The organism is Streptomyces mutabilis (genome assembly GCF_046628145.1).
Lineage (GTDB): Bacteria > Actinomycetota > Actinomycetes > Streptomycetales > Streptomycetaceae > Streptomyces > Streptomyces mutabilis.
The window spans coordinates 5,579,197-5,591,504 of record NZ_CP176874.1 but is presented as its reverse complement, the minus strand read 5'-3'; the positions used below and the strand labels follow the sequence as shown (position 1 = coordinate 5,591,504).

13 protein-coding genes are annotated in these 12,308 nt (G+C 72.3%); 2 read left to right on the top strand and 11 right to left on the bottom strand.

Annotated features, from left to right (window positions below; translation table 11 throughout):
* The first annotated feature begins 22 nt into the window (after positions 1–22).
* Positions 23–427, top strand: coding sequence for a winged helix-turn-helix transcriptional regulator (locus ACLIN4_RS25390; RefSeq protein WP_411576259.1), 405 nt, complete (start codon positions 23–25; stop codon positions 425–427).
* Between the two features lie 26 nt (positions 428–453).
* Here ACLIN4_RS25390 and mutM read toward each other — a convergent pair whose 3' ends face one another.
* The 9 genes from mutM to ACLIN4_RS25345 form a co-directional block, all read right to left on the bottom strand.
* Positions 454–1,314, bottom strand: a complete 861-nt coding sequence (gene mutM, locus ACLIN4_RS25385; protein ID WP_100044544.1) for a bifunctional DNA-formamidopyrimidine glycosylase/DNA-(apurinic or apyrimidinic site) lyase — start codon at positions 1,312–1,314, stop codon at positions 454–456.
* 88 nt (positions 1,315–1,402) lie between these two features.
* Positions 1,403–2,248 carry a ribonuclease III gene (rnc, locus tag ACLIN4_RS25380; protein WP_179342458.1) on the bottom strand — a complete coding sequence of 282 codons (846 nt, stop codon included), beginning with the start codon at positions 2,246–2,248 and terminating at the stop codon, positions 1,403–1,405.
* Between the two features lie 7 nt (positions 2,249–2,255).
* Positions 2,256–2,429 carry a 50S ribosomal protein L32 gene (gene rpmF / locus ACLIN4_RS25375; protein ID WP_003951102.1) on the bottom strand — a complete coding sequence of 58 codons (174 nt, stop codon included), beginning with the start codon at positions 2,427–2,429 and terminating at the stop codon, positions 2,256–2,258.
* 2 nt (positions 2,430–2,431) lie between these two features.
* The gene (locus ACLIN4_RS25370) at positions 2,432–3,076 is read right to left on the bottom strand and encodes a YceD family protein (RefSeq protein WP_100044542.1); all 645 of its coding nucleotides are present in this window, start codon (positions 3,074–3,076) and stop codon (positions 2,432–2,434) included.
* Between the two features lie 155 nt (positions 3,077–3,231).
* Positions 3,232–4,347, bottom strand: a complete 1,116-nt coding sequence (locus tag ACLIN4_RS25365) for a cell division initiation protein (protein ID WP_107477931.1) — start codon at positions 4,345–4,347, stop codon at positions 3,232–3,234.
* A gap of 142 nt (positions 4,348–4,489) precedes the next feature.
* Entirely contained in the window at positions 4,490–4,969 is a 480-nt protein-coding gene (gene coaD / locus ACLIN4_RS25360; RefSeq protein WP_290013448.1) for a pantetheine-phosphate adenylyltransferase, read from the bottom strand.
* A gap of 26 nt (positions 4,970–4,995) precedes the next feature.
* Positions 4,996–5,583, bottom strand: coding sequence for a 16S rRNA (guanine(966)-N(2))-methyltransferase RsmD (gene rsmD, locus ACLIN4_RS25355; RefSeq protein ID WP_382086298.1), 588 nt, complete (start codon positions 5,581–5,583; stop codon positions 4,996–4,998).
* A 78-nt stretch (positions 5,584–5,661) separates the two neighbouring features.
* Entirely contained in the window at positions 5,662–7,872 is a 2,211-nt protein-coding gene (gene recG, locus ACLIN4_RS25350) for an ATP-dependent DNA helicase RecG (RefSeq protein ID WP_289910734.1), read from the bottom strand.
* Between the two features lie 61 nt (positions 7,873–7,933).
* A complete protein-coding gene (locus ACLIN4_RS25345; protein WP_411576258.1) occupies positions 7,934–9,649 on the bottom strand; it encodes a DAK2 domain-containing protein in 1,716 nt (571 codons plus the stop codon).
* Between the two features lie 264 nt (positions 9,650–9,913).
* Here ACLIN4_RS25345 and rpmB point away from each other — a divergent pair, with 264 nt between their 5' ends.
* On the top strand, positions 9,914–10,099 hold the full coding sequence (gene rpmB / locus ACLIN4_RS25340) for a 50S ribosomal protein L28 (protein ID WP_003993230.1): 186 nt from the start codon (positions 9,914–9,916) through the stop codon (positions 10,097–10,099).
* Between the two features lie 444 nt (positions 10,100–10,543).
* On the opposite strand, the gene thiD is transcribed toward rpmB, so the two are convergent.
* The gene (gene thiD / locus ACLIN4_RS25335; protein WP_289910795.1) at positions 10,544–11,341 is read right to left on the bottom strand and encodes a bifunctional hydroxymethylpyrimidine kinase/phosphomethylpyrimidine kinase; all 798 of its coding nucleotides are present in this window, start codon (positions 11,339–11,341) and stop codon (positions 10,544–10,546) included.
* Entirely contained in the window at positions 11,338–12,306 is a 969-nt protein-coding gene (locus ACLIN4_RS25330; protein WP_043379495.1) for a thiamine-phosphate kinase, read from the bottom strand. The genes thiD and ACLIN4_RS25330 overlap by 4 nt, the downstream gene beginning before the upstream one ends.
* Positions 12,307–12,308 lie beyond the last annotated feature (2 nt).

Here is a 12,308-nt window from a genome sequence, read left to right as displayed (position 1 = left end):
TGTGCTCACGTACGCTGGAGGTATGTCGACCACGCAGGAGCGCACGGTGGAGCAGGACCTGCCGTACGACGTGTTCTCCCGGGCCTGTCCCTCGCGCGGCACTCTGGAGCACGTCACGGGGCGCTGGGGCGCGCTGACGCTCGGCGCGTTGTACGAGGGGTCCTTCCGCTTCAACGAGCTGCGGCGCCGCGTCGACGGCGTCAGCGAGAAGATGCTGGCCCAGACGCTGCACGCCCTGGAGCGCGACGGCCTGGTGCACCGCGAGGCCCAGCCGACCAACCCGCCGCGCGTGGACTACGAGCTCACGCCGCTGGGACACGAGGTGGCCGGGCGGCTGATCGCCCTCATCGAGTGCCTGGAGGGGCGGATGGACGAGGTGCTCGCGGCGCGGGAGTGCTACGACGCGGAGCGGGCGCCCGCGGTGTGATCGCCCGCGGTGCGCGGTGTGGCCGCTTACGGGGTGGTCCTCGGGGGCCGCTGGCACTTCGGGCAGAAGTAGCTGGAGCGGTTCATCCACGGCCGGCGGCGCATCGGCGTGGCGCAGCGGCGGCAGGGCAGGCCCTCGCGGCCGTAGGCGTCGAGTGAGCGGTCGAAGTAGCCGGACTCGCCGTTGACGTTGACGTAGAGGCTGTCGAAGCTGGTGCCGCCGACGGCGAGAGCAGCGTTCATGACGTCCCGGACGTGACCGAGGAGTTCGGTGGTGCGGGGGCGGGTGAGGGTGGCCGTGGGGCGTTCGTAGTGCAGGCGGGAGCGCCACAGGGCCTCGTCGGCGTAGATGTTGCCGACGCCGCTGATCAGTGACTGGTCGAGCAGGGCCCGTTTGACGGTGGTGCGCTTGCGGCGCAGGGCGAGGTGGAATGCCTCGTCGTCGAAGAGCGGGTCGAGCGGGTCGCGGGCGATGTGCGCGATGACGTCGGGCAGGCCGTCGGGGCCGGTCTCGTGCAGGGAGAGACCGCCGAAGGTGCGCTGGTCGACGAAGCGGAGTTCGGTGCCGAGGGCGTCGGTGAAGCGGACGCGGATGCGCAGGTGCTTCTCGGCGGGCGCCTCGTGCGGCTGGACCAGGAGCTGGCCGCTCATGCCGAGGTGGGCGAGGACCGCCTGACCGGTGTCCTCCAGGGGCAGCCACAGGTACTTGCCGCGGCGGCTGGGTGTGCCGATGCGGTGGCCCTTCAGGCGGTGGGCGAAGTCGTCGGGGCCGGCGATGTGCCGGCGCACGGCGCGCGGGTGCAGGACCTCGGCGTCGGCGACGGTGCGGTGGGCGACCCAGCGCTCCAGGCCGCGCCGGACGACCTCGACCTCGGGCAACTCGGGCATGGCATCCCCTCGGGTGGGCCGGTGGACGAACCGAACGCCCGCCCCGGGAGCGGGGCGGGCGTTCGGGACGTGCGGGAGAACGGGTGCGTCAGGCGGAGGCCGACGAGGTGTCGGCGGCCTCGTCGACTTCGGCGGACGGCTGGTCCGCCGTCGCCTTGGCGCGCTCGTCCGCCGCGGTCTTGATCGACCGCCACGCGGATTCCGCGGCCTGCTGCTCCGCCTCCTTCTTGCTGCGGCCGGTGCCGGTGCCGTACGAGACGCCTCCGACGCGGGCGGCAGCAGTGAAGGTCTTCTCGTGGTCGGGGCCGGTCTCCGTGACCAGGTACTCGGGGACGCCGAGCCCTTCGGTCGCGGTGAGCTCCTGGAGGCTGGTCTTCCAGTCCAGGCCGGCACCGAGGTTGGAGGACTTCTCGATCAGCGGGTCGAACAGGCGGTGCACCAGTTCGGAGGCCGCGTCGAGGCCCTGGTCGAGATAGACCGCGCCGATCACCGCTTCGAGGGTGTCGGCGAGGATGGATGCCTTGTCCCGGCCCCCCGTGCCCTCTTCACCACGGCCGAGCCGGATGAAGGAGCCGAGTTCGAGCCCGCGGCCCACCTCCGCCAGCGCACGCGAGTTGACCACCGCGGCCCGCAGCTTGGCCAGCTGGCCTTCGGGCAGGTCGGGGTGGGTGCGGTACAGCGTGTCCGTGACGACGAGGCCGAGGACGGAGTCACCGAGGAACTCCAGCCGCTCGTTCGTCGGCAGACCGCCGTTCTCGTACGCGTAGGAACGGTGGGTCAGTGCACGCACCAGAAGGGCGGACTCGAGCCGGTAGCCGAGCCGCCCTTCCAGAAGCGTGTGGGACGAGGCCTGGTTGTTGTCCGCCTTCTTCTTGGCGGGTGGGTCCGCCTTGGCGTCATCCGCCTTCTTGGGGACTGACACAGTGCCTCTCACCAGCCGCTCAGACCTCGAGGACCTGGCGCTTGTTGTAGGTGCCGCAAGACGGGCACGCGATGTGCTGCTGCTTGGGCTCGTGGCAGCGCTCGCACGCAACCAAGGTGGGGACCGCAGCCTTCCACTGCGACCGGCGGTGGCGCGTGTTGCTGCGCGACATCTTCCGCTTCGGAACAGCCACGGCTACTTCTCCTGCTTCTCGTCGACGCCAGCTTCGGCGCCGCTCATCTCGTCCTTCTCGCCGTCTCCGAGTGAACCGGCGAGTCCCTGCAATGCCGCCCAACGAATGTCGACGGCGTCGTGGTGGTGGTCCGGGTCGTCCGACAGGCGTACTCCGCACTCGGAGCACAGGCCCTGGCAGTCTTCCTGGCACACCGGCTGCATCGGCAGTGCGAGCACCACCGCGTCGCGCAGCACGGGTTCGAGGCCGATCAGTCCGTCCTCGACGAAGAGCCTGTCCTCGTCGTCCTCGGCGTCGTCGCCGGGTTCCGCCACAGGGCGGCCCCGGTCGTCGGCGTCAGGGTACGAGAACAACTCCTGGAAGTCCGCGTCGAGCTGCTGCTCGAGCGGCTCCAGACACCTTACGCACTCCCCCTCGGCCTTGGCACGGGCGGTGCCTGTGACGAGCACCCCTTCCATGACCGACTCGAGCCGGAGATCGAGTTCCACCGGGGCGCCTTCCGGCACTCCGATGACTCCCTGGATACCGAAATCCCGGGGAGCGTCGACCGTGCGGGTCAGGCGCTGGAGCGCACCGGGCCGCCGTCCCAGCTCGTGCGTGTCGAACACGAGGGGGTCGCGGTGGTCGAGGCGCGCGTTCAGAACCATTCCTGCTTTCGGTCTTCATGGCTGGGGTACAGCTGGGGGACGCCGCCCTTCAGTGTTCCCGGGCAGCGGCGATCGCGGACGTACGCGCGACCGAAGAGCCAGGATACTGGACCATTCGCTCACGGCCCAATCCGGGCCGGTCGGGGTGCCGCGCGCTAGAGGCCGCGGCCCTGTTCGTAGGCCCGCAGCTGCTCGGCGCTGATCATGCTGGTGTCGAAGAGACTGGTCTCGTCGAGGGTCTGCGGCTGCGCCTGCGGGGCGTGCGCGGGCTGCGCGGGCTGCTGGGGCTGCGGATATCCCTGCTGTCCGTCGTACGTCTGCTGGGACGCGTCGTAGCCCTGGTACGCGTACGGGTCGGCGGTCTGCTGCTGGTAGCCGTAGGGGTCCTGGCCGCCGTAGCCCTGCTGGTAGCCCGCGTACGGGTCGGGCTGCTGCTGGGCGTAGCCGTACGCCGGCTGGTGGGCGGGCATCTCCGGTACGGCCTGTGCCGGCACCGGGGCCGCCGCCCGCTGCTCCCCGTACTCGCGCCGGCGGGGCTGCTCGGCGGGGGCGTCGGAGAGGGCGGCCAGGTCGGCGAGGTAGTCGGCGTCGCTGGAGTGCTGGACGGTGGTGGAGTCGTCGGCGAGGGCGCCGAGGTCGTCGGTGGCGATCCGGCCGTGCAGCTTCTGCCGGCCCCGGCCGACCGCCTCCAGGGTCTTGGCCAGTACCGCCTCGAAGGCGCCGAGCTTGGTGTCCACGTAGGCGTCGGCGTCGCGGCGCAGGGTCTGCGGGTCGTGGCTGCGCTCGGGGGCGTCCTCGTCCTCGTAGCCGTTCTCGTCGAGGCCGGGGCCGGTGCCGAGCAGCTTCTCGCGACCCCGGCCGACGGAGCCGAGGGTCTTGGTGAGGACGACCTCGAAGTTGGCGAGCTTGGAGTCGACGTAGTCGTCGGCCTCGGCGCGGACCTCCTCGGCCTCCTGGCGGGCCTCGGCGAGGATGCGGTCGGCCTCGGCCTGGGAGCGGCGGGCCACCTCGGTGTCGGCGATGAGGGAGCCGCGTTCGGCGTGTGCGCTCTCGATGATCCGCTCGGCCTCCTGGCGGGCCTGCGCCACCATCTGCTCCCGGTCGCCGATCAGCTCCTGGGCCTGGGCGAGGGAACCGGGCAGCTCGGCGCGCAGTTCCTCCAGCATCGAGAGCAGTTCCGCGCGGTTGACCACGCACGAGGCCGACATGGGCATGGCGCGGGCGCCGGAGACCATCGCGGTGATCTCGTCGAGCTTCTTCTGCACGTCCACCGTGTGCTCGCCACTCTCTACAGCTGTGTTGGAGACGGACGGGACGACTGTACGACCCTGGGGTGTCCGGGGGACACCGGGTGACGGTTTGTCAGCCTCCGGGAGCCGGGCGAGGCGGCGCGGGGCACACCCGGTCCCGCGCTCAGCCCTTGCGCAGGCGCTCGGACAGGGCTTCGAGGACCAGCGGCGGCACCAGGTGGGAGACGTCGCCGCCCCAGGTGGCGACCTCCTTGACCAGCGAGGACGACAGGAAGCTGTAGGTGGGGTTGGTGGGGATGAAGAGGGTCTCCACACCGGAGAGGCCGTTGTTCATCTGGGCCATCTGCAGCTCGTAGTCGAAGTCGCTGACCGCGCGCAGGCCCTTGACGATGGCCGGGATCTCGCGCTGCTTGCAGAAGTCGACGAGGAGGCCGTGGAAGGACTCCACGCGGACGTTCCCGTACTCGGCGGTGACCTGGCGGATGAGGTCGATCCGCTCCTCGATCTCGAACAGGCCCTTCTTGGCCTGGTTGATCATCACCGCGACGAAGACCTCGTCGTAGAGGCTGGAGGCCCGGGCGATGATGTCGAGATGTCCGTTGGTGATCGGGTCGAAAGACCCGGGACAGACGGCGCGGCGCACTTGATTTCCCTCGCTCTCCGGTCCGGTCATCGTGCGTCTTCGCACGTAGAGGCGGCGCGACCGTACCAAAACGTTCCCTCGCCGTAGCGACGGGCCCGGATCGCTTCGAAGCCGTCCGGCCAGCGGAATTCGCCGCCCCTGGTGCTGCGCTCCACGGTGACGAGCGCTTCCTCCGCGAGCCACCCCTCCGTGCGGAGTGTGAGCAGGATCTCCCGAAGATCGTCGTCGGAGACGGCGTACGGCGGGTCCAGGAAGACGATGTCGTACGGCTCGGCCGGGGCCGGGGTGCGGATGATCTGTTCCGCCTTGCCCGCCCAAACCTCGGCGCCGGGCAGACCGAGCGACTTGACGTTCTCCCGGACGGTGCGGGCGGCGCGGGCGTCGGCCTCCACGAGCAGGACGTGCCCGGCACCCCGCGACAGCGCCTCAAGCCCGACGGCGCCGGAGCCGGCGTACAGGTCGATGACCCGCTCGCCGTCCAGTGGGCCGCCGAGCAGGGACTGCCAGGTGGAGAAAAGGCCCTCGCGTGCGCGGTCGGAGGTGGGACGGGTGCCGGTCCCCTGCGGGACGGCCAGGCGGCGTCCGCCGGCTTTGCCGGCGATCACGCGGGTCATCTTGGGTCCTTGGTTGTCGGATGCGTTCGTCCAGTCTGGCAGGCGAAGGTCAGCCCCGCGCCTCTTGCTGCGCTGCCCTCAGCCCTTCTCCAGGTACCGCTCCCTCTCGTCGTCGAGCAGGGCGTCCAGGGCCGTCCGCAGTCCGGGCAGGCCGGTCAGCTCCGGGTCGGCGGCCACCACCGCTGCCGCCTCCTGTCTCGCCTCGGCGATGATCTCCTCGTCCTCGATGACCGCGAGCACGCGCAGGGAGGTACGGGCACCGGACTGGGCCTGGCCGAGGACGTCGCCCTCGCGGCGCTGTTCGAGGTCGATGCGGGAGAGCTCGAAGCCGTCGAGGGTGCCGGCGACGGCGTTCAGCCGCTGGCGGGCCGCGCTGGCCTCGGGCATCTCGGAGACCAGCAGGCACAGGCCTGGGGCGGAACCGCGGCCGACGCGGCCACGCAGCTGGTGGAGCTGGGAGACGCCGAAGCGGTCGGCGTCCATGATCACCATGGCGGTGGCGTTGGGGACGTTGACGCCGACCTCGATCACGGTCGTGGCGACCAGGACGTCGGTGTCGCCGGCGGCGAAGCGGCGCATGACGGCGTCCTTGTCGTCGGGCTGCATGCGGCCGTGCAGGACCTCGACCCGCAGGCCCTGGAGCGGACCCTTGGCCAGCTGCTCGGCGACGTCGAGGACGGCGAGCGGCGGCCGCTTCTCCGCGTCCCCCTCGGTGGACTGCTTGGCGCCCTTCTTCGGGTCGTCGTCCTCGTCGCCGATGCGCGGGCAGACGACGTACGCCTGGTGGCCGTTCGACACCTCCTCGCGGACCCGCTCCCAGGCCCGCGCCAGGAAGTGCGGCTTGTCGGCGGCCGGGACGACATGGCTGGCGATCGGGGAACGGCCGGCCGGGAGCTGGTCCAGGACGGAGGTCTCCAGGTCGCCGAAGACCGTCATCGCGACGGTGCGCGGGATGGGCGTGGCGGTCATGACGAGCAGGTGCGGGGGCTGCTTGCCCTTGCCGCGCAGGGCGTCGCGCTGCTCGACGCCGAAGCGGTGCTGTTCGTCGACGACGACCAGGCCGAGGTCGTGGAACTGGACCTTGTCCTCGATCAGTGCGTGGGTGCCGATGACGATGCCGGCCTCGCCGGTGGCCAGGTCGAGCAGGGCCTGACGGCGGGCGGCGGCGCCCATCGAGCCGGTGAGCAGCACGACCTTGGTGGCGTGCTCGGCGCCGCCGAGCATCCCCCCTTCGGCCAGCTCCCCCATCATCTCGACGACCGACCGGTGGTGCTGCTGGGCGAGCACCTCGGTGGGCGCCAGCATCACGGCCTGTCCCCCCGAGTCGACGACGGCGAGCATGGCGCGCAGGGCGACCAGTGTCTTGCCGCTGCCCACCTCGCCCTGGAGCAGCCGGTGCATCGGGTGGTCGGTGGCGAGGTCGTCGAAGATCTCGCGGGAGACCTTCAGCTGGCCGTCGGTGAGGGTGAAGGGGAGACGGTCGTCGAAGGCGGTGAGCAGGCCGTCCGGGCTCGGTTTCCTCGGGACCGCGGGGAGTTGGGTCTCCGCGTGGCGGCGGCGGGCGAGGGCGACCTGGAGGACGAAGGCCTCGTCCCACTTCAGGCGGGCGCGGGCGTCCTCGATGTCCGCCTTGGTGTGCGGACGGTGGATCTTGAGCAGCGCCTCGGGGAGGGAGACCAGCCCGCGGCCCTCACGCAGGGAGTCCGGCAGGGGGTCGACGGCCTCCTGCGCGCTGGGCAGGACCGTCTGGATCGCCTTGGCGAGCTTCCAGGACTCGAGCTTGGCGGTGGCCGGGTAGAGAGGGATGAGGGCGCCGGCCCAGGACTCGACGGCCTCTCCGCCGTCGGGGTCGCCGCGCAGCAACTCGTATGCCGGGTGGGCCAGTTGCAGTCGGCGGTTGAATACGGAGACCTTGCCGGCGAACATCGCGCGGGTGCCCGGCAGGAGCTCCTTGTGGGGCTTGTGCACGCCGTTGCCGAAGAAGACCAGTTGGAGGCGTCCGCTGCCGTCCGTGATGGTCACCTCGAGTCGCTGCCCCTTGCCGCGCGGCGCCTTCGACGAGGCGAAGGTGTGCAGACGGGCGTCGGCGACCTGGGCGACCACCGTGACGTGCTCGTCCATGGGCAGGTCGGCCAGGTGCGTGAGCTGTCCGCGCTCCTCGTATCTGCGGGGGTAGTGGTGGAGGAGGTCGCCGACGGTGTGCAGGCCGAGGTGCTCGGCCATCACCTTCGCGGTGGCGGGGCCGAGCACCTTCTTCAGGGGTTCTCGCAGTGCGGGCACGAGATCCATTGCACACCACGCCACTGACAACGGCCCCGCACGTCCCGCGGGACGCCCCGGAGAGTCTGTGCTATTCCACGCCGACCAGCAGCGGCGCGCCCTGCCGCCCGCCCCGGTAGACCACCGTGTCGACGGCCAGGTACGCCTCCCGGACGCGGGCCTCGAGATGCCCGGCGACGCTCTCGGGCGCCTCGTCGCCGAGGACGAGGGTGACCAGCTCGCCGCCGGCCGCGAGCATCCGGTCCAGGACGGTCGCGGCGACCTCGGTGACGTCCGCGCCGATCAAGGCCACGTCGCCGTCGATGAGGCCGAGCACGTCACCGGCCTGGCAGATGCCGGCGGTGGTCCAGGCCTGGCGTTCGGCGACGACGACCTCGCCGTAGCGGGTGGCGCCGGCCGCCGAGGTCATCGCCACCACGTCCTCGTCGAAGCGCCGCTCGGGCTCGTGCACGGCCAGCGCGGCGATGCCCTGGACCGCGGAGCGGGTCGGGATCAGGGCGACCCGGACGCCCTCGGTCCGCGCCTGCTCGGCCGCCGCGGCGGCGGTGTGGCGCAGTTCGGCGTCGTTGGGCAGCAGCACGACCTCGCGTGCGTGCGCCCGCCGTACGGCCTGGACCAGTTCCCCGCTCGCGGGTGGCTCCCCGGGGCGTGCGAGCACCGTCGTCGCGCCGGCCTCGGTGTACAGCCCGGCCAGCCCCTCTCCCGGCACGACGGCCACCACCGCGCGCTGGGCCCGTTCCCGGGGCGGACGCCCGGTGCCGGTGGTGTGTGCGTCGCCGTGGCCGAAGTGGGTGATCCGGATGCGGTACGGCCGTCCGGCCTCCACGCCCGCCTCCACCGCGGCGCCCGCGTCGTCGACGTGCACGTGGACGTTCCACAGTCCGTCGCCGCCGACGACGACGAGCGAGTCCCCGAGGGCGTCGAGCCGCTGCCGCAGCCGCGCGACGGCCGCGTCCCCGGCCTCCAGGAGGTAGATCACCTCGAAGGCCGGCCCGTCGTTCCCGTCGCCCTCCTCCGCGGTGCACTCGGCCGCGCGGTCCTGCGGGCCGCGCTCCACGCGCGCGTGCGGCACGGTGGCCGCCCCCGGGTCCGGCGCCCGGCCCGTGAACGTCTCCACCAGCGCCGCGAGGACGGTCACGAGGCCGTGCCCACCGGCGTCGACGACACCGGCGCGCTCCAGGGCGGGCAACTGGTCCGGGGTCGCGGCGAGCGCCGCGCGGGCGCCCTCGTACGCCGCGCGGGCCACCTCGGCGCAGTCGCCCTCGGCGCCGTCCGCCGCGTCGGCGGCGGCCGCGGCGACGGTCAGGACGGTGCCCTCGACGGGGTGGGCCACGGCCTGCCGGGCCGATTCGGCCGCGTGCCGGAGCGCCAGCCGCAGCCCCGGGCCGTCGGTGTGAGCCTCCTCACCGTCGACGGCGAGCACCTGGGCCAGGCCGCGCAGCAGCTGCGCGAGGATCGTCCCGGAGTTGCCCCGCGCCCCGATCAGCGCGCCGTGCGCCATGGCGCCCACGGTCTCGGCCAGCGAGGGACCGTCGCCGGCACCCACCGGTTCCACGGCGTCCGCCGTGTGCGCCGCGCCCACCTCGTAGGCCGCGAACACCGCCTCCACCGCGGCGACGGCCGATTCGACGGTCAGGTACAGGTTGGTGCCGGTGTCCCCGTCGGCGACCGGGTAGACGTTGATCGCGTCGATCTCCTCGCGAGCCCGCCCGAGCGCGCGCAGCGACAGACCGCACCAGGTACGCACCGCCAGAGCGTCGAAGATCCTCTGCGGCACCTGCGCCACCTGCGCCTCCCTGAGCTGCTGGACGTGGCTGGCAGCGTAGACCTCGGGAGGGGGCCCACCGGAAGAGGGCCGGGGGCGGGCCCCTGAGCTGCCGTGGTAGTTTCGTTGTACGGGAGCAGCCGTTGTATGCTGCTCCGGTTGCCCGATCCCGATCGGGCTCTCCCCCTGGCACCGCCACTCAGATCCCGGACGTTCGCGTCCGAGACTTTGATCCCGGCATGCCGGGATCAACCGTAAGTGCATCTGAAGTCTTTGGAGTGACCCGTGGCTGCCAACTGCGACGTCTGCGGCAAGGGGCCGGGCTTCGGCAACAACATCTCGCACTCGCACCGCCGTACGTCCCGTCGCTGGAACCCGAACATCCAGCGTGTGCGTACCGTGGTCGGCGGGACGCCGAAGCGCGTGAACGCTTGCACCTCGTGCATCAAGGCCGGCAAGGTCTCGCGCTGACGCGTCAGCTGAGCGCGCGGCCACTGCCTGGTCCGCTGCACGGAGCCGGCCCACCTTTCGGTGGGCCGGCTTTTTGCCTTTCGCAGACCGCCGTCGGCGCCGAGGCGTCCCGCGGGTGGGCCTGCCCTCCGAGATGACGAGCGGGGACGTCGAGATCCACCGCGGCGAGCCGGCGAAGATCCTGTACGGGCGCACCGAGTACACCGCCGGCCCCGGCCCTGACGGGCGGCGGCCACCGCACCGCGTTCGCTGAGTACGGGACACAGGTCCGGGGGCTTCACCAAGGCTGGCGGAAGACCTCCGGGAACCCGGGCCCCTTGTTCACCCCGCCCCCCCCCGAGCGCCGCAGCCGCAGTCGCGACCGCATGGAGCGCCCGGCCGCCCAACGTCCCGCGGCCCGCTTCTTCATGCCGCTCACGGAGTGGACGGCCATCGGCATCGGACTCAGGGAGTGTCCCGCCCGAGCGCCCAGCCGTGGTCCACGGGCCCGATGCCGCCGCCGAGCGCGAATCCGGCCCGGATCGCACCGGTGACGTACTCCTTGGCCGCCGCGACCGCCTCGGGCACCGACCGTCCCTTCGCCAGCCCGCAGGCGACGGCCGACGCGAGGGTGCAGCCGGTTCCGTGCGTGTGCCGGTTGTCGAGTCGGGGGGCACGCAGCCAGTGCTCCTCGGAGCCGTCGGTGAGCAGGTCCACGGCGTCGCCCGCCAGGTGGCCGCCCTTGATCAGCACCCAGCGCGGACCGTACTCCAGCACGGCCGCCGCGGCCCGGCGCAGATCGGCGTCCGACTCGACGCGGACGCCGGTGAGTTGGGCGACCTCGTCGAGGTTCGGGGTGGCGACGGTGGCGACCGGGAGGAGCTTGGTGCGGACGGAGTCCAGCGCGGAGGCGGCGAGCAGCGCGTCCCCGTGCTTGGAGACGCCGACCGGATCGATGACGGCGGGGGCGTCGGTGCCGCCGATCAACTCGGCGACCGTCTCGACCAGTTCGGCGGAGGACAGCATCCCGGTCTTGACCGCCTGGACGCCGATGTCGTCCACGACGCTGCGGTACTGGGCGCGCACCGCCTCCACGGGCAGCTCCCAGGCGCCCTGCACGCCGAGGGAGTTCTGCGCGGTCACCGCGGTGAGCACGCTCATGCCGTGGGTGCCGAGGGCGAGCATCGTCTTGAGGTCGGCCTGGATGCCGGCGCCGCCCCCGGAGTCGGAGCCGGCCACGGTGAGGACCAGGGGCGGTGTCATGACTCCACGTCCCCGCCGAAGTGGTCCCAGCCGCCCTTGCTGGTCCAGGGCGCCCCGTCGACGGTCACCTGGGGCAGCGCGGAGGGGTTGAGGACCTCGCCGATCACCTTCCAGCGGGCGGGCAGCTTCACGTCCGGCGGGAAGGTCGCCACGATCGCGTGGTCCTCTCCCCCGGTGAGCACCCACTGCATGGGGTCGACGCCGACCGCCTGGCCGATGTCGTTCATCTGGGTCGGGATGTCGATCTGGCCGGAGCGGATGTCGATCCTGACCTTGCTGGCCTCCGCGATGTGGCCCAGGTCGGCGATGAGTCCGTCGCTCACGTCGCACATGGCGGTGGCGCCGAGTCCGGCCGCGGCGGGACCCGCGTGGTACGGGGGCTCCGGTCGCCGGTGGGCCTCGACGAAGGCGCGCGGCGAGCGGAATCCCCGGGAGAGGACGGCGAACCCGGCCGCGGACCAGCCGAGCCAGCCGGTCACCGCGACGAGGTCGCCGGGCTGGGCGCCCCCTCGGGTGACGGGCTCCTGGTTGCGCAGGTCACCGAGCGCGGTGATGGAGACGGTGATCGTGTCACCGCGCACCACGTCGCCGCCGACCACGGAGGCGCCGGCGACCTGGCACTCGTCGCGCAGCCCGTCCATCAGCTCGGTCGGCCAGGTCACCGGCAGTTCGGCGGGGACGACCAGGCCGAGCAGCAGCGCGGTCGGCACGGCGCCCATGGCGGCGATGTCGGCGAGGTTCTGCGCCGCGGCCTTGCGGCCCACGTCGTACGCGGTGGACCAGTCACGGCGGAAGTGCCGCCCCTCGACGAGGATGTCGGTGCTGGCCACGACCCTGCGGTCGGGCGCGGCCACCACCGCGGCGTCGTCGCCGGGGCCGACCCGGACCGCCGGGGTGGTGGTGAGACGGGAGGTGAGCTCCCTGATGAGCCCGAACTCCCCGAGCTCACCAACAGTGCCCTTCATTG